17 protein-coding genes are annotated in these 17,688 nt (G+C 41.1%); 4 read left to right on the top strand and 13 right to left on the bottom strand.

What is annotated here, in order from left to right; all coding sequences use genetic code 11:
- Positions 1-14 precede the first annotated feature (14 nt).
- From NSS67_RS13360 to NSS67_RS13350, 3 genes are all read right to left on the bottom strand, one after another.
- Positions 15-374: a hypothetical protein gene (locus NSS67_RS13360; RefSeq protein WP_339319980.1), complete on the bottom strand. Its 360-nt coding sequence runs from the start codon at positions 372-374 to the stop codon at positions 15-17.
- A 104-nt stretch (positions 375-478) separates the two neighbouring features.
- Entirely contained in the window at positions 479-1,276 is a 798-nt protein-coding gene (locus NSS67_RS13355) for a hypothetical protein (protein WP_339319979.1), read from the bottom strand.
- 3 nt (positions 1,277-1,279) lie between these two features.
- Positions 1,280-2,191, bottom strand: a complete 912-nt coding sequence (locus NSS67_RS13350) for an ABC transporter ATP-binding protein (RefSeq protein ID WP_339319978.1) — start codon at positions 2,189-2,191, stop codon at positions 1,280-1,282.
- Positions 2,192-2,386: 195 nt separating this feature from the next.
- On the opposite strand from NSS67_RS13350, the gene NSS67_RS13345 reads away from it, so the two are divergent.
- Together NSS67_RS13345 and NSS67_RS13340 are read left to right on the top strand one after the other, a co-directional pair.
- Complete coding sequence (locus tag NSS67_RS13345) at positions 2,387-3,124, top strand: LytTR family DNA-binding domain-containing protein (RefSeq protein ID WP_339319977.1); 738 nt, start codon at positions 2,387-2,389, stop codon at positions 3,122-3,124.
- Positions 3,117-4,424 carry a GHKL domain-containing protein gene (locus NSS67_RS13340; protein WP_339319976.1) on the top strand — a complete coding sequence of 436 codons (1,308 nt, stop codon included), beginning with the start codon at positions 3,117-3,119 and terminating at the stop codon, positions 4,422-4,424. The genes NSS67_RS13345 and NSS67_RS13340 overlap by 8 nt, the downstream gene beginning before the upstream one ends.
- A gap of 81 nt (positions 4,425-4,505) precedes the next feature.
- Here the strand turns inward: NSS67_RS13340 and NSS67_RS13335 are convergent, their stop codons facing one another.
- The 3 genes from NSS67_RS13335 to NSS67_RS13325 form a co-directional block, all read right to left on the bottom strand.
- On the bottom strand, positions 4,506-6,614 hold the full coding sequence (locus tag NSS67_RS13335; RefSeq protein WP_339319975.1) for a DUF5054 domain-containing protein: 2,109 nt from the start codon (positions 6,612-6,614) through the stop codon (positions 4,506-4,508).
- Between the two features lie 244 nt (positions 6,615-6,858).
- The gene (locus NSS67_RS13330; protein WP_339319974.1) at positions 6,859-8,001 is read right to left on the bottom strand and encodes a GntR family transcriptional regulator; all 1,143 of its coding nucleotides are present in this window, start codon (positions 7,999-8,001) and stop codon (positions 6,859-6,861) included.
- Between the two features lie 31 nt (positions 8,002-8,032).
- Complete coding sequence (locus tag NSS67_RS13325) at positions 8,033-8,566, bottom strand: HAD family hydrolase (protein WP_339319973.1); 534 nt, start codon at positions 8,564-8,566, stop codon at positions 8,033-8,035.
- 164 nt (positions 8,567-8,730) lie between these two features.
- On the opposite strand from NSS67_RS13325, the gene NSS67_RS13320 reads away from it, so the two are divergent.
- Positions 8,731-8,940 carry a hypothetical protein gene (locus NSS67_RS13320; RefSeq protein ID WP_339319972.1) on the top strand — a complete coding sequence of 70 codons (210 nt, stop codon included), beginning with the start codon at positions 8,731-8,733 and terminating at the stop codon, positions 8,938-8,940.
- A 12-nt stretch (positions 8,941-8,952) separates the two neighbouring features.
- Here NSS67_RS13320 and NSS67_RS13315 read toward each other — a convergent pair whose 3' ends face one another.
- The 5 genes from NSS67_RS13315 to NSS67_RS13295 form a co-directional block, all read right to left on the bottom strand.
- Positions 8,953-9,444, bottom strand: a complete 492-nt coding sequence (locus NSS67_RS13315) for a DinB family protein (protein WP_339319971.1) — start codon at positions 9,442-9,444, stop codon at positions 8,953-8,955.
- 44 nt (positions 9,445-9,488) lie between these two features.
- The gene (locus tag NSS67_RS13310) at positions 9,489-10,586 is read right to left on the bottom strand and encodes an LCP family protein (RefSeq protein WP_339319970.1); all 1,098 of its coding nucleotides are present in this window, start codon (positions 10,584-10,586) and stop codon (positions 9,489-9,491) included.
- 207 nt (positions 10,587-10,793) lie between these two features.
- The gene (locus tag NSS67_RS13305) at positions 10,794-11,021 is read right to left on the bottom strand and encodes a DNA-binding protein (protein ID WP_339319969.1); all 228 of its coding nucleotides are present in this window, start codon (positions 11,019-11,021) and stop codon (positions 10,794-10,796) included.
- 166 nt (positions 11,022-11,187) lie between these two features.
- Positions 11,188-11,388, bottom strand: a complete 201-nt coding sequence (locus NSS67_RS13300) for a cold-shock protein (RefSeq protein ID WP_036685790.1) — start codon at positions 11,386-11,388, stop codon at positions 11,188-11,190.
- Positions 11,389-11,674: 286 nt separating this feature from the next.
- A complete protein-coding gene (locus NSS67_RS13295) occupies positions 11,675-13,783 on the bottom strand; it encodes a methyl-accepting chemotaxis protein (protein WP_339319968.1) in 2,109 nt (702 codons plus the stop codon).
- Positions 13,784-13,966: 183 nt separating this feature from the next.
- Between NSS67_RS13295 and NSS67_RS13290 the strand changes: the two genes are divergently transcribed.
- Positions 13,967-14,371, top strand: a complete 405-nt coding sequence (locus NSS67_RS13290; RefSeq protein WP_339319967.1) for a CBS domain-containing protein — start codon at positions 13,967-13,969, stop codon at positions 14,369-14,371.
- A gap of 78 nt (positions 14,372-14,449) precedes the next feature.
- Here NSS67_RS13290 and map read toward each other — a convergent pair whose 3' ends face one another.
- Both map and cysI read right to left on the bottom strand, forming a co-directional pair.
- Positions 14,450-15,196, bottom strand: coding sequence for a type I methionyl aminopeptidase (gene map / locus NSS67_RS13285; protein ID WP_339319966.1), 747 nt, complete (start codon positions 15,194-15,196; stop codon positions 14,450-14,452).
- A 737-nt stretch (positions 15,197-15,933) separates the two neighbouring features.
- Positions 15,934-17,658: an assimilatory sulfite reductase (NADPH) hemoprotein subunit gene (cysI, locus tag NSS67_RS13280; RefSeq protein ID WP_339319965.1), complete on the bottom strand. Its 1,725-nt coding sequence runs from the start codon at positions 17,656-17,658 to the stop codon at positions 15,934-15,936.
- Positions 17,659-17,688 lie beyond the last annotated feature (30 nt).

The raw sequence follows: 17,688 nt of genomic DNA, 5'->3' as shown, positions 1-17,688 counted from the left end.
GCTTTCTTTTTACACTAGGCCTTGGCTATAATTATAAACTCAGCTAGAAGCACAAGTAACGCAGTAGATACTCCAAGCGAATTAATTACAGTTAAGGCATCTGGGTAGCTTTCCTTCTTAAATTGTGAGAATAAAGATACCATCCATAATACACTGAAAAATAACGCAACCAATCCGGAAATAGCCTCACTATCCACTTTTCTGCTCCGCATAAATAATCCTACAAGGCCAACAACTGTAAAAATCATGTATATAACAAGCTCTATGGATGTGATGACAATCGCCTCGCCTGCAGAGAACAAATGCATTAACATGTATTGAATCCCTAAACAAATAAACACCAGCTGGTTAAAAGAAACTTTGTTCACTCTCATAGCTTCGCTCCTTCAGTCTATAAGTAAACTCCTATAAAAGATAACGCTTACATTATAGCTAGGATTAAAAAAATCTACTGTGACTTTCAATACGTTCCTTTTATCTACGCATGTATATCTCTTTTTCCAAATGAAATATAGGTGACAGACAAACTGATAGCTATGATAATCACAGGGATCAGCACCACTTCCATAAAGCTCTTTGCTCCGGTCAGGACTATATGTTGCGAGTTGACGACATAGATGCCGGAAAATTTCATGATTTGGGTCGTTAAAGCATGGTCTGAAATCCCCCTTAACCATGCAGAGGACACATCACGGAAGTAACCCGATATCATAAAATCACCGAATACAATTAGAAAAGTTACAACCACCGCCGAGGCCGTTCTTTTAATAAAAATGCCTACCATAATGATTAGAGCCGCATAAGCTGATAAATAAAGGACATTTAATCCCAATACACTGGAAACCTGAATCAAGTCAGCAGAGAAATTACGATTACCGATGTCAGTTCCGATTATCAAGGCAGCTATCATATAAGTGAAATAAAATACTACTGTAAATTGTAATACCCACCATATAATAATTTTTAAAGCAGAAAAATATTTCCCCGTGATATAGATAAACCTACTTTGTCCTGAAGCAAGGATAACTTTGATAGATCCATATTCAAATCCTTCGGTTGCAAAAAAACATACATAGATAGGAATAATAAAATAAAAAAATAAAGATAAAGGCGTCACAATCGTTAAGGGTTCCGCAAGATTACCAATTTCAAAACCAGCTTTACTACCAATCCAGAATGCTAATACTAAGCTAGCTATAAGAAACAATAGAGAAATCCCCCTAAACATGGTGTCCCTTTTTATAAAGTAAGACTCAGCTCTCAGAAAATCCCTCATTGCTCATTCTCCTATCAGATTCATATAATAGTGCTCCAGATTTGCAGCGGATAGATTGATTCCTTCGAGTGGAATCCCATGTTTAATTAACGTTGACATCAACTGTTCAAGATCTGTCAAATCCTTGGGAACTAATATTTCTCCGGATCCTGACAATGTGATCGAATGAATATTAAGATCGTTCTTAAGCACGTTTATTGCTGCTTCTACTTCAACGGTCTTAATACAAATTTGCGCTTCAGCTGATTGCAAAAGTTCTTCCGCAGAGACTTCTTTAATGAACTGTCCTTTATGAATAAATCCGAATTTGGTAGCGAGCAATTGGAGTTCACTCAAAATATGGCTGGAAATCAAAATGGTAACCCCTTTTTCATGTGCCAGCTTAGTCAATAATCTTCTCATCTCTACGATTCCTGTAGGATCAAGTCCATTAATCGGCTCGTCCAAAACTAAAAATTCCGGTTCGTTGAGAAGAGAGATCGCCAGCCCTAAGCGTTGACGCATGCCCAGAGAATAGTCTGATGTATTTTTATTTTCAACGTTCGTTAGTCCCACTAGATGCAGTACATCTTTAATTCTATTGAAATCCGAAATCCTATGAATCTTGCAATAAAAGCTTAAATTCTCTTCGGCATTCATATGGGGGTAGAGGGCAGGGAGCTCGATTAAAACTCCCACTTTTTTTCTGATCCGTGCGATGTCCTTCTCACCACTTTTACCCATCAATTGGAAAGTTCCTTTTGTAGGATAAACTAATCCACTAATTATTTTCATGAGTGTGGTTTTACCTGCCCCATTCTCTCCTACAAAGCCATAGATATCTCCCTGTTTTATCTGCATATTTATATTTTGAAGCGCAATTGCCCTGCCATACTGTTTAGTTAATCCCTCAGCTTCAAAGATGGTTGTATTCATATTTCAACTCCCCTAGCCTTTGCTACTACTAATTAATAATAAATTAGCATGTTTACTAGGATTATTTATCACTATAGTAAAAAACACTGGAATAATTGTAACTTTCGCCACTTCCAAGTGATTCCTAATAGGATAACGTTTGATTATACACCCATATAATGTATTATTGCTTTATACACAGGAGGAGAAGTTCGCATGATACATATTGCCATTTGTGATGATGATTTCAAGGCAGCAGAATCTATTGAGAGATTGATTAATAACCATCCAATTCAGCAATCCGTAAAGATAGAAGTATCCATATTCTATTCTGGTGAAAGCTTCGCGAAAGCGATTCAACATGGCTGTCCATTTGATCTTATTTTTATGGATATAGAAATGAACGGAATAAGCGGAATAACAGCGGGTCATATATTACGGAGAGATTGTGATAATGATAGGGTTCGGTTAATTTATGTTTCAAGCCACGAAGAATATCATGTTCAGCTATTTGACGTTCAACCTTCTGGTTTTATAAAGAAGCCTATACATAACGAGTCTTTTGAAAAAAAACTAATCTCCATTATTCAACAAATAATGCTCAAGCGTCAGCAAAACCAACCAAAGTTACTGCCTGTACAACAAAGTGGAACTAAAATACTTGTTCCGATTCGTAATATTATGTACTTGGCAAGTGACCGTCGAAAAATTATTCTGCAAACAACGGAAGATCAAACGGAATATTACAGTACTTTATCTATAGAAGAAGGAAAGCTCCCTTCGAAGCAGTTCGTGCGGATTCATCAATCTTATCTTGTGAATTTCGATTACATACAACAAATTCAGGGCAAAAAAATTGTATTAACGAGTGGGGAAGAACTTCCGATCAGTGATAAGCAGAGCACTGTAGTGAAAAAGAGCTATTTGCAATTCAGGGGGAGTCTACTTGAATAATATTGTTCTAGATGAACTGTTCTATGTCCTTACGCTTGCTGCTCTCCCATTTATCATCCATTATTTCTATAACCATTGTTTTCCACGACTTTGGGAATCCAAAATAATCCTTTATTCCGTATACGCTGCCTATTATGTTTTCGTACTCCTCCTTCACTACAGCCCACTCCCCGGCTTATGGATACTTGGGCTTAATATAGTGGGGATCGTTCTCTTGTCCTTTTTGTACAAAGGAAAAATACAATGGCGTATTGGTGCCGCTTTATTCATAGTTGCACTGATTATTTTATCAGATGCAGCTACCGCACCTGTGTATACGACCAGCGGATACATCTTCACCTTGTTTTTGTCCAAGCTTCTGATGTTTTTACTGGTGAAGATCACGCTTCGTTTTACCAAATCTTTTGGCGAGGGAAATCTAAGCAGTTTGTATTGGATTGGGCTGTTCTGTTTTCCGTTTATAAGCATTCTCAGTATCGCAAAATTATCGAGTGAGCTGTCATTGCGGGAATATCCTGCCTTGTATCCGACCTTGTCCGCGGGAATGCTGTTGATTAACTTCTTGATCATTCTTTTGTGCGATCGCGTACTAACCATACAATCGGCACAGAATAAAAATCACCTATTGGAACAACAAAACAACTATTATATGAACCAGTATCTGCTCACGAAAGAAAGGCAGCAAGAAATGTTTACGTTCCAACATGATTTCAGGAATATCTTGCTAAGCCTGAGGTCACAATTACAAGCTGGGGAGAAAGAAGCAGGACTGAATGATGTAGATAAGTTGCTTGGAGTGATCGAACTCTCTTCAGGCGGATGTAATACCGGCTCGATCCTAATCGACTCTATCATTAATTACAAACAGCAATTTGCCAATAAACTGGGCATTGCCTTTCATTCAGACATTCAAATCCCACCTCAGCTCGACCTAGATGCTTATGCAATTAGTATTATTCTAGGGAACACTCTCGATAATGCTATTGAAGCATGTAAGCATCCAGATTTGACTGAGCCCTATATTAAATTCCAACTTCATTATCATAAGGGTACTTTATTTATCAGAATACAGAATCCATATCAGCATTTAATACGTACTAACCATTTTGGAGAATTAGCTACAACAAAACGAGATAAGCATTTTCATGGTATCGGTCTAAAAAGCGTAAAGAAGGCGGTTGAGGAAACCGGTGGAATTTGGGATATCACCTATGAAAACCAAATTTTCCAAGTTGAAATTTGCCTTTTTAACATAGGGATCTTATCTGTTGCAGAAGCTGGACAAAAATGCACCTCCTAGAATTACATCGGATAAACTCAGCGGTTTTTCCAATGTCTATTCAAAGAGGTGTACTTCAGTCACAAGTATACTTCCATTATTTTATTTACGGTTCGATTGTAAATTCAGACGAAAACGGAATACTGCATCTTCACCGTACCACATAGGGAAATTTGTACCCCAGATATTGTTGTGCAAATTGAAATGCCATCCTTTATCTAGCGAAGCAAAAGAATTATCGAATTGCAGCAGCCTTTTTTGACCCGGTGCAGCCAAAGCAGATTCCCTAGTTTCGATAAAGGCGCTCCCATCCGCACCCTGATAACTAACTCCACGGCCTAATGCATGAAGATTTCGATTCCCGTCCTTCACTACGCGCAAAGGTGAGACAGGCAAGCCCATCTTCTCCATCATCCAAAGATTGGGGTTATCGACATTCAACGCACAACCAAACCAGCTTGCTTCCGGTAGGCGGTTCGCTTCTTTCCCGAACCATTGCAGAGATACGTCGACGGCACATTCCTGCTCAAAGTTGTACAGGTATTCAAGTTCCTTCGGAGCGCCATACAATTCATGAGCTTGAGTTGGCATGCGTAAACGCAGCAAGAATTTGTTGCCGTTTATTCGCTTCATATCAGTCACGATAGGCTCATATAGCTGATGACTAGGCAATGGTCGAACGAATTCAAAGCCAGGCTTGTTAAAGTCGGCATCAGACCAAGGGTGGGTGAAGCCTAGGTTTTGCATATAGGTGCGGAAGTATCTGGCGTAGTCCTCCGTTCCGAAGGTCTCATAGGAATAAACGCCGAAGGGATGGCTTTCGTCAACCCATACTTTTCCATTAGCATCCGATAAATGAACAAGTGAGCCATTCACACCAAAAGCCAGCTTATAACCTTCTACCGCATACATTTCTTGGATACTTGCCTGCTCAGCATCAGCGAAAAAGTCTCCCTTCGCAGGCTCTAACTTACTAAACGCTTCCTTTGCCTCCGCTTGTTTGTCTTCATCCAGGCAGGCGACTGCCTGATCTAGATATCCCCGTTGCTCCGCCCATGAACGTTCGATCATCGAGTAAGTACGGACGCTCTGCTCCGACGCAAATAAGCCACTAGAATGCTTATCAAATTCATCCATAGCAAATGCACCAATATAATTGAATTTCGCGGGGATATCGTCTACATCAATCTCATCTTTGATTCTAGCTGCATTAAAGTCTATTTTCGCATAGTTACGAAAGTCAGGAAGCCATTTCTTTACGTCTAAACCCCATGTATGCTCTACTACCAACAACATAGCATCGCTCATCCCTTTATAGGCATCACTATGCTCGTCTAAGCTTCCTTCGGATAGCCATTTGCTTCTCAAACGCTGTAGCTCGCGAAGCTTGGCGAGCTTCAGTGGATCTGTGCCTGCACCGTGAATCCAAGTATCACCGATTTCTTCACAAACCACAGGAAGCTGCTCGCGAACCTGCATAAGACTTCTGGCGAATGCATCTAGCGAAGAAGCTATAATCTCAGCGTCAGGATATCGTTCTTGGATTTCACGGAATTGCTCTTCGATCTCCTCAGCACTTGGCGGCCCACAATTATCACCTGTATGCGCAAATAGCAATATATCGTCGATCCCTTCGACCTCAACTGGCTCTCCGTAGCTTCCGGCATAGTTCACAATTAATTCGCTACCATCCCCCGCCTGCCATCGAAACAGCTTTGGAACATCAGGACGCATAGAAGCTGGATTAACTCCAAGATGCATATAATGAATACCTGCTTCATGCATGTAAGGAACCATAGACAGTGTGTGTCCAGGCACATCTGTCATTTTCGCGGCTAACGTTTGTTTTCCAAATTGTTGGTCAAGCTCTTGGCTGATCGACAGCCCGTATCGGAAAAGCTCCTTATCCATAAGCTCAGTATGTGTAGTGAATGGTAATCCATGCCACACAATATGCCCCTTACGGATCGCCTTCTCCATCGCTTCTTTTTCCGAAGCAAACGCGTGATCTAAATAATAACGAATGAGCCAAGATCCGGTCGTCCATACAAATTGCGCACGACCACCTTCAGCTTCGAGTGTATCAGCCAAAGCGATCGCTTTCGGAATATACTCTTCCATGTACTGTCTTAGCACATGTGCAGCCATATTCGTGAAACCAATATCCAAATGCGTTTTAAATACAACATGGACCTTCTTAGTGTTATTCATTTTCCCGCTCTGCCTCCGTTAGGTTATCGTTTATTGAGAACTAAAATTTCCAACGATCTATTTTCAGATTAATATATGTCACTGATCTATACAATTAAATCATTAGCTTATAAACATTAGATAAAGTGCTTCTATTATGATTTCTCAATTTATATCACTGATATAAAAAAGCTCTTCCCCTCACCAAAATGGTGAAAGAAAAAGCTTCAAAAGATAATAAATAAGTAGATCATTTAACAGCTTATCACTTTAGTGGTCGAACGGAGCTCCGCTCGACGATGGTGGTATCGATTTTGATCGTTAGCGCCCCTTCACGTGAATGATCCATCCGTTTAATAACTCGCTGTACGGCAGCTTGTCCGAGTTTCTCTGTCGCTTGTCTTGCAGTAGTTAAAGGAACCGGCAGCAAGCTCACCAATTGAATGTCGGTAAATCCTATGATGGACAATTGATCCGGCACCAATATTTGCATTGAGATTGCCGTGTACAGACACGATGTAGCGATATAGTCGTCTACACATACAACTGCCGTCAACGTCGAATGATTACCTAGAAACATTTCCAATTGCTTATTAGGAGCACTCAATTGATGCATATAATCCTCAGTGCAATTCAAGTAAATATTACGGCTGTTGACCGGCAGATCATGATCCAGCATGGCTTGAAGATAACCTCTGTACCGATCTTCCCTGCTCGTCACACCGTCAAATGCCATCGAGATATATCCGATTTCCTCATGACCTTTCTCAATCAAATACTGGGTGGTCTTATAAGCCCCATGGTAATGATCATGATAAACACAGTCAATCTGCACCTCGCGAAAGATACGATCAATAATAACTAGTGGATAGTTAAGTAGACTAAGCTCCATCACTTTCTCGCTGCACTGCGTACTCCCACGCGGATATAAAATAATACCATCCACTTGATCATCATACAGCTCTTGCAAGCATACACTTTCATCTTCCTTATCCGCAGTCATTCGTATAAGTAAATGACAATTCACCTCGCGAGCTTCCCTTTCGACGGAAGCGATGATTCTCCCAATATAATCATCCATGATGGGAATTACCAATGCAATCTTGCACATCGGTTTCTTCGCCTCGATTGCCTTTTCTAGCACCAGCTCCTCAGAATGTGCCTGGTAATCAGCAGATACGAATGTCCCGCGACGGGCATGGCGATAAACGATCCCTTTTTTCTCTAAGATTTGCAGGGCAAGCTTCGCCGTCATACGGCTGACACCATATAACTTGGCGATCTCCCCTTCCGATGGGACGAGATCATGTGGCTGAAGCTTCCTGTTCCGGATTTCCTCCATAACATGATTTGCAGTCTGAATATATAATAACGGTTTCCGCTCTTTTTGTTGATTCTGATTGTCCATACGAGCCTTCATCCTTTACTCTTCTTTGCCGTTAATACTGTAGCTCCTCGTTGAGTTTATCGATTAGTTCGATCAATTCAATCGGTTCGCTGATCGTATAGTCTGGACGTTCGGACTCATCGGCAGGTGTGTGAGGATAACGCGTCGTCCAGCTTTGAAAAATACTCGTAATGCCGAGCGCGTTTGCTCCTTTCATATCTCGACTTAAGTTGTTGCCTACCATGACAGTGCGTGAGAAGTCTGCTTCCGATAAATCAAGGGCACCAATAGCGGCTTTAAACATTCGAGAGCTAGGCTTAACTGCCTTAATATTCTCTGATATAATCATGGCCGTAAAATAATCATGAAGCCCATGCTGATTAAATACGTTCTTGAATGATTGCGTATCGCCGTCTGCGACCAGCGCCAGGGTATAACCGTTCTCATGCAAAGCTCTGATCATGACGTCCGCACCCGGTATAAGATCCGCTGTTAGCACGATCCCGTCCTCGTCCCTGATCTCCGTGGATTCATCCACTAGCGTATCTCCACTATCCAAAAAAACAATGATCTGTTTCTGTTCCATACCTCACATCTCCATTCTTAAACATCTACTGTGCTAATCCTGTATACTCTCGAATCACCAGTCCTGCTGCTAACACTCTAAATTTTTCGAATGGGACATCTTGTTCTCTAAATAGAATGAACAGTGAATTTATTTGAAGCATTTTTAATTAGGAGGTCAACCGTTTGAAAAATAAAGAATCGTTTGTATTCATCACAATCCCAATATCCGAGATCAAGAAATTCATTTTAATTGATTTTGTAGCTGGAACGGTCATTTATTTTGCTATAAAGTTTCCCTTACATTCCTTTTTAGCCGCCTCTGCCGGCAGCATGTTTGGTCCAATACTCATTCGCCAATCCATGAAATTCGTGCAGAATCGCGCTAAGGCTTAAACCATGAGAAGCCTAGGATTCATCTTGCTGTATGTATTTTAAGAAATGCTCAATCTGTTTCTGATGATGCTTATCATGCGGGATAAAACTTCTCAAATACTTGCGAACACTGAACTTCATGCGGTCTCCATCCTTATATTCCTGATCATATTCTTCATCCGTTAATCCAGAGACTGCATCTAAAATTCTTGTTCTGTAGAACACAAATTGTTCAATCAATGTTTGCTTGGATAACAATTTGGCATACTCAATAGCGTTGGCATTAAACTCGTTAAAATCCAGATGTTTTGTTGTTAACGGTTCTTTCAAAATAATCTTCTTTATAGCACCTTCATAGAAATACTTATCCCAGAGCATGAGGTGACAGAGGATATCCTTCACGGTCCATTTACCAGTTGCTAAGGGCTTATTCCAATATTGATCTGGCACCTCTTCTAATGATTCCACGAATGGAATGAGCGACTTAAAATCGAGTAGCATTTGCTCATTTGTTTTTACTGCCATAGAAGCTTACCTCCGTGTAAAAATAAAATAGTCTACCAAAAAAATTATGCGTCATCATCCTTAGATGCGGTTATGAGATCAGCCTCAGTAGATTCTGGATTCAACCAAATCTCGATCATATCATGGGTATGCTTTACATCATTTTCATCGAGTATATAATACCATTGATCCGTATGTTTTCCCTCCCCTTGCAACATATGACTCGTTATTTCAGGGGTTCCCCCTTCAAGGATTACTTTCTTAGCCAAATCTAGAATAAAGTCAGACTTCATATTGGTTTTAAAGTTACTCCCGGCAATTTCAATAATGTTCTGTATATTAAGAATATTATCTAATCTTTTCATTCGTTCAAGCGCTGATTTCAAATAAATCCGTTGCCGTTCTGTTCGCTTAAAATCAGAGTCTTCTCGATATCTTACATACATTAAAGCTTCTTTACCAGAATAGATCGGTTTGTTTGGCTCAATTCTTAGTTTCTCATGAATTGGATTCTTATTCTCTATCACCTTGGTGATTGGAAGCACCACGCCTCCTAGAGCATCCGTAACACCCACAAGCCCATTAAAATTTATAGTGGCATAGTAATCAATTGGCGCGTTCAATAAATTCTTAACGGTATCTACACTCATCTGTGGACCACCGTATGAATGCGCCGCATTAATCTTGGTTTTTGTTCTTGCTCCTTTAATATGTTCCGCTCCAATAATTTCTGTAAATGAATCGCGAGGAATGGAGACGAGCAGTGCCTTATGGTCCAGAGGTCGAATGACGGTATAGATTATGGAGTCAGAAAGTCCATTCTCTTTACCACGCTGGTCGGTGCCTAGCAGAAGGATAGAAAACGGATCGTTTTTATTTTCCGTCGTCGTTGCTTGTGCTCCAGGATCTTCAGTATCTTCTAACGGCACATAGGACTCATTAAGGGTGTGTTCAATAGTTGGGGCTACAACATTATCAAACCCAAAAATCATTAATTCTTTACGGAAAATAAAAGATCCCAGCCCTGCAATAAGTACGATAGCAAGCGAAAAGTACCAGATCTTCATTTTCTTGCTGATTTTATTACTCTTCTTTACCTTCTTTTTCTCGATTCTACTTAAAGTAAATGAAGCCGGTGGATGAGTGCTCTGTTTATTTTTCATTTGGATCAATTACCCTTTCCTGTGGATGTTTTCTATCAGTTGATAATTGGGGATCCTAAAAGTTGTTGCCGAATTTCATGTTACCTAAATATCCCATTATTATAGACGATCATCAGATCGATAAGTTTCTTTTTTTATGAACTATTTGAGGCAAAAAAAAGACCACATCCTATCAAGGATGGGTCCACAAAGCTTTTTGAAGATATATTAGATTTTGTTCAGAATCGCATCGATTTCACTTTTCAGTAAAAGATACCTGACCACACTTCTCATGATTGGGACTTTAGTTAGCTTATGCTTGTCAACATAGCTTTTCATTTGATCTTTAGACAGACCGAGCAAGCTGCCTGCTTCAGACACCGTCAATACTTCCTTGTTGCTTGTAGCGTTAAAGGTTTTTTTCACTTTTAAATTCCAGTCTTCAAACACCTGCATTTACATCCGCCACCTTCCTACAAGCATAAACGCCTTCGACCTCCTTATAAGGACGAAAAGCGTTTAAGCGAGAAATATAAGACATAAGGTATTGTGTGAAACTTATACTTTATTTATATTTTAAAAAAATCCCCAAACGATAAGTTTGGGGATTTTTTTCATAACTCTAGAGTTTAACTACATTCTCAGCTTGTTGACCACGATTGCCTTGAACTACGTTAAATTCTACACGTTGTCCTTCGTCCAAAGACTTGAATCCGTCTCCAGTGATTGCGCTGAAATGTACGAATACATCCTCTCCACCTTCAACCTCGATAAAACCAAAGCCTTTGTCTGCGTTAAACCATTTCACTGTTCCTGTTTGCATAATATAATTACCACCTTTTTTTTATTTACATGTTATTCTTATCCCAAAAAAATCTCTTACAAAATCTCTAAAAAAATAAAAATTCACATATGGTACAAGGTTATTGTCATCTTAAGAATAACCCTCTACGCTATGTGAATTCGCTAGGTAACTACTTTCGATATATTGATTATAGCACATCTAAAGTCATGAAGATACACTTTAGCATAATGTAATAAATGGAAACACCCTGACCCTTTAGAAAAGGACAGGGTTCCCCAACTGTAATCACGACATCACATTCATATTAAATTTTAAAATAAGACAATTTGTCCAGCAAATCTTGTACCATCGAGCTGAGGGACTCCGTCGAGGCAGTAATCTCTTCCATAGAAGCAAGCTGCTCCTCTGAGGCTGCTGCTACACTTTGTGAATCAGCGGATGCTTCCGTTGCAAGTTCGGATAATTGTTTGACACTAGCTGTAATTTGCTCCGTACCAGCGGTCATCTGCTGCGCGGCTGCAGACACTTCCTGAATTTGATCTGTCACCTGTGTCATTTCAGCAAGTATGGATGTAAATAAAAGATCACTATCAGATACACTCTGCACACCAATACGCACCTGCTCATTGCCGACGGCCATAGCCTGTGAGGCTTGATTCGTATCTTGAACCACATGTTCGACTAATTCAGTAACTTGTTCGGCAGCTTTTTTAGTTTGATCCGCCAGCATCCGTATTTCCGAAGCTACTACAGCAAATCCACGACCATGCTCCCCCACTCTGGATGCTTCAATTGCTGCGTTTAATGCCAATAGATTAGTTTGTTTACTAATGTTCGAGATCAGTCCAATAATCCCACTGATCTGAACAGATCTTTCACCTAATCGTTCGATCGCAAGATTCGTCTCGTCCACAGATTGCTTAAGCTCTGTCATCTGGCTCACTGCCATTTGCAGCTGCTCACTGCCTCTCTTTGTTTGATCAGTCACTTCATCAGCAGATGCAGACACCGTTGATGAAGAATCAGCGATACGTTGCACTCCATTGGTAAGATCGCTCATTGCCAGCGAAGATTCTCCAGCATAAGCACTCTGCAGCTGCGATCCCTCGGCTACTCTTCCAATAGATACTGCTATCTGTTCAGCAGCTTTCCCTGTCTGTTCAGCGTTAGCTGTCAACTCTTGAGAAGTAGCTCCCACTGACATCGATAGATCTGAAACAAGTCCAAACATTTCTCGCAGCTTAAACGTCATCTGATTAAAATGCGAAGCCATCTTGCCAAATTCATCATCATTTCGAACCTGTAAGGTTTGAGTTAAATCCCCTTGGGCCATAAGCTGCAATTTCTCAGATAACACTTTAAGTGGTTTGATCACCATTAACCATAATTGAAAGCCTATAACTACGCCTAGAATTGACATCCCAACAAGCATGATGATAAAAGATTCTGTTTTAGCTTGTTCGTAGTCAGCCATGATTGTAGCTTTAGGAATCGCAGTCTGTGTATACCATACCTGATCGCTACTTGGCATTGGAATCGGAACAAAAATCCGCAGTACTTCTTCTCCCTTAGAATTATGGGTATACCCCTGAACCGTCTTCCCATTCTTCACTTGTTTCCACAGTGCAGCTTTCTCTTCCGTATCACCAAAATCTTTGAGTACACTTTCTGGATCATTAGGATTAGCTGCATACATACCATTACCAGTGATTAGAGAAACATAACCTCCCAGAGGTTTATATTTAACGGCTTCTTCCTGTAATTGGGTTAACGATACATCGAACCCCACAGTCCCAAGAAAAACCCCCGTTTTATCTAAAATCGGCAGCATGACCGAAATCATCTCTATAGCCCCACCAGTCGTCTCATAAGAATAGGGTTCAATGTAAATCGGTTTTTTCTCTTTTTTAGGTAAAAGGTAATAATCACCTGCACCTTCTACATCGTAATTCTTTAAGGGTTCAACCGTTATCGCGCCTTGATTTCTAAAAGCATAAGGAATAAAACGCCCCGTACCATCATCATATGGCATCTTATTTATATTAGCCTGATCGTTTTGATCAAAGGCATTGGGTTCCCATAATATGCTCATCGCAAAAATTTCTGGTCTGTTCTCAAGCATAGTTTTCATTGTAGAAATAACATCTTCACGACTTAAGGTTTGATGTTCTCTTGATTCAACCAGTACTTCAGTGAGCGCTTTGCCAGTCGACTGAATGTCTATCAGTCTATTTTGAATGGTTTCCGCATAACTTCTTCCCGAGACTTCTGCCTGAAGTTCACCATTAGAGATGCTCACACTACGCAGATTTAGCAGATTTGCAACTAAACTGAAGAAAAAGATAATGATGATAACTAAACTAACTGCCAGAACAAATTTAACCGTCAAAGAAAGCCTTCGATACAACGCCATCTAAAACAACTCCACTCTAGGATAATATACCATATCTTTAATCGACAAAATGCGACTATCACTGAATAGGTCTTACTTCCTATAATTTAAGTCATTTAAATTTTAGTTGCATATCTTTTCAAAAAGTATGTTTAAATAAAAGTAGCCTAACCAAAAAATTTCAATACAAAGGAGTTCATGCCGATGGAAATATCCTCTTTTTTGTTGCCTAAAGATCAAGTTGCCTATATCACAAATTCACTATCCATGCTGGAAGCCTTAGAACAATTAGAGCAGCACCACTATACGGCTATCCCTATTATTGATAATGAAGGAAAATATGTAGGAACACTTTCGGAAGGTGATCTATTGTGGAAGCTGAAGAACACAGCAGGTTTAACCTTTGACAATATAGGGGAAGTTCTAGTAAGTGATATCCAGAAGCATGTTCATAACGAAAGCGTTCTCATAAATGCCGAAATGGAGGATATGCTGACGCTTGCTGCAGATCAAAATTTCGTTCCTGTGATTGATAATGAGGGCATATTTATTGGAATTATTCGCAGAAAAGATATCATTGAATATTATACTCGCAACATTACTGATTAATTGCGCTACAGCAAAAAGACCTGATCAGCAACATCAAGTGAAGATGCTGCTAATCAGGTCTTTTTTTAAAATTCAAAATTAAAGTTCAGTCAGGATAATGGTCCCTTGTGGGGTTATAGCTAAAGTATGCTCATATTGTGCTGACAGACCGCCGTCGATCGTACGAGCCGTCCAACCATCCGCATCAACCTTTGTTCTGTAGCTGCCTGTATTCAGCATCGGCTCAATCGTAAATACCATTCCCTCTTTAAGACGAGGTCCTTTTCCTGCTGGACCATAATGAGGCACCTCAGGAGCTTCATGCATTTCCGAACCAATTCCGTGACCAATAAAATCACGAACAACAGAAAATCCGTTAGACTCCGCATACACCTGTATGGCATGAGCGACGTCCCCGATCCGGTTGCCTGCAACAGCCTGCTCAATGCCACGGAACAAGGATTCCTTAGTCGTGTCGAGCAATTTACTCGCTTGTTCACTAATATTGCCAATACCGTAAGACCAAGCGGAGTCTGCCAACCAGCCATTTAAATTTACTACCATATCTATAGTTACTATGTCTCCATCTTTCAGCGGTTCTTTCTTCGGAAATCCGTGGCATATCACATCATTTACAGATGCACAGGTTGCGTATGGATACCCATGGTATCCCTTTTGCTCAGGAGTCGCCCCTTGAGAGAGTATAAATTTTTCTGCAAATTCATCGATCTCCCAAGTAGTAATCCCGGGCTTCAAAATTTGCGCAATTTGACGATGACATTCCGCGAGGATTTTCCCCGCCGCACGCATTTTTTCGATCTCTTCCATCGTTTTCATGATAATCATAATATCGCCTCTTCTGTACAGAACGCATCACTCACGGGCAATGGCTCTTCGTTTGTATTTAGTTTCCCCTTTATATTATGAAAGAAAAACACAAGAAATCCAAATCATTAGGCAAAAAAAATATAATTTCCTTTCTAAAACTAATAATATTCCCTCTTTCTGAGGATAAGTGAACTACGCTCGCTACTTATGTCGAGCTGACTATTAACGCGGGCGCTGCTTCCATTCCCACTCGTTTTATCCATTTTTCATTGGTCTACGTAATCTGCTTTTGGCTTGCTTTCTCAGTCTATTACCGGAATTTTTCCACTCCGTTGTTGCTTTCGGACTCAGATGACGCTATTGGAGCGTTTTATACCTTTTTAGGCCACTTTCGGACCTGAGAGACGTTATTCCTCTTACAAAGGCATATTTCCGCCTCTTTTCAGACCAATAAGTGCTCTGTGGTCCGAACGCCTTCCAATTTGGAGAGATTTCAGTATATAAGATCACCTGAGTCCGATATTATCTCGTCTTCTGAACTAATCCGCAATCCGATGCACGTAAACAACTTCGAGTACACAGTGACTGATTCGCCAATGCACAACGCACTGCACCTCATTGCACCTCACTGCACCACACCGACCATGCCAACCCCCAATGACCTCAATAAATCTCACTGACCGCTCACAACTAGCAAAGAGGTGCCCCAGCAGCCATAATCAGGCTCCGGGACACCCCCTTCCAGCTATATTGGATTAATCATGAAAATTAAGACCTGAAGTAACCGCTTTGACATAACCTGCACGAATCACGAAATCTCCAAAATGCTCGCCATGCTCACGTTCTTTTGCATAACGGTGAAGGATTGGCTCGAGCGTCTCTAAGATTTCTTTTTCATCTATATTTTCTTTATACATTTTGTTCAAGCGATCTCCCGTAAAACCTGCTCCCAAGTACATATTATATCTACCTGGACCTTTACCAATAAACGAGATTTCGCCCAGTGCCGGTCTTGCACATCCATTCGGGCAACCGGTCATCCGGATCACAATTTCCTTATCACGTAGGCCAGCTTCATCTATGACAAGCTCTAGCTTATCAATCAACGAAGGCAAATAACGCTCTGCTTCAGCCATTGCAAGTCCGCAGGTTGGTAACGCCACACAGGACATCGAGCTACGTCTTAGTGCAGAAAGATGTGCTCCGTCCGTAAGTCCATGCTGCTTCGCCAGTTCAGCCACTTTTCGTTTTTTGGCAGAGGTTACGTTGGCAATCGTGAGATTCTGATTCGGTGTAAGCCGGAAATCTCCAGTATGAATCTTGGCAATTTCCCGCAATCCGGTCATTAACGTGTACCCTTCCTGATCATGAATCCGTCCGCTTTGGATATAAAGCGTCAAATTCCATTTCCCATTGGTACCCTTCACCCAGCCGTAGCGGTCTCCATTGTGATCGAAATGGTACTCCCTTGCCGCCTCAAGCTGCCATCCGAGTCTTTCATGCAGCTCATCGACGAACCATTCTAGACCATGGCGGTCGATCGTATACTTGAACCGTGCATTTTTGCGGACAGAGCGATTACCATAGTCCCGTTGGATCGTTACCGTCTTCTCTGCTACATCGATCAATTGATCAGGACGGCAAAAACCAATGATACGGCCAAGCTGAGGATACGTGCTGGTATCGCCATGAGTCATGCCCATACCGCCGCCTACTGAAACGTTGAACCCTACCAGCTTATCGTTTTCAAGAATAGCGATTAAGCCCAGATCCTGCGAGAATACATCTATATCATTTGAAGGAGGCACCGCAAGACCAATCTTGAATTTACGTGGTAAATATACAGGACCATAAATCGGCTCAACTTCTGCCCGATCTGTTAAACTATCCACTACCTTTTCACCGTCTAGCCAAATTTCATGGTATGCGGGAGTACGTGGCGATAAGTGATCACTGACTTTACGCGCCCATTCATAGACTTCTGCGTGAACCTCTGATTGATAAGGGTTCGGATTGCTCATTACGTTACGGTTGACATCCCCACAAGCTGCAAGGGTCGTCATTAACGTATCATTAATGCTTCGAATGGTCTTCTTTAGGTTCCATTTGAGAACTCCGTGCATTTGAAACGCTTGTCTAGTGGTTATACGCAAGGTTCCATTACCATATTTATGAGCCAAGTCATCCATCACCAGCCACTGCTCCGGTGTAGCCACACCACCAGGGGCAACTACACGAAGCATGAACTGGAATGCAGGCTCCAGCTTTTGACGTTCACGCTCGTTGCGTAAATCCCGGTCATCCTGCATATAGCTTCCGTGAAATTTGAGCAACCGATTATCGTCTTCTGGCAAGCCTCCAGTTATCGGATTGCTTAGTGTCTCAACTAGCGCCCCCCGCAGATAGTTACTTTCCTGCTTAATATGCTCAACATCGCTTGGAGGCCCGCCGATCGGCTTAACCTTTTCATTGTTTGCCATTGTTGTTATCTCCCCCCGAAGTCATTCGAT

This window comes from Paenibacillus sp. FSL R10-2734 (genome assembly GCF_037963865.1).
In the GTDB taxonomy this organism is placed as follows: Bacteria; Bacillota; Bacilli; order Paenibacillales; family Paenibacillaceae; genus Paenibacillus_AQ.
The sequence above is the reverse complement of the archived record's forward strand: the minus strand, read 5'-3'. Positions and strand labels throughout refer to the sequence as shown.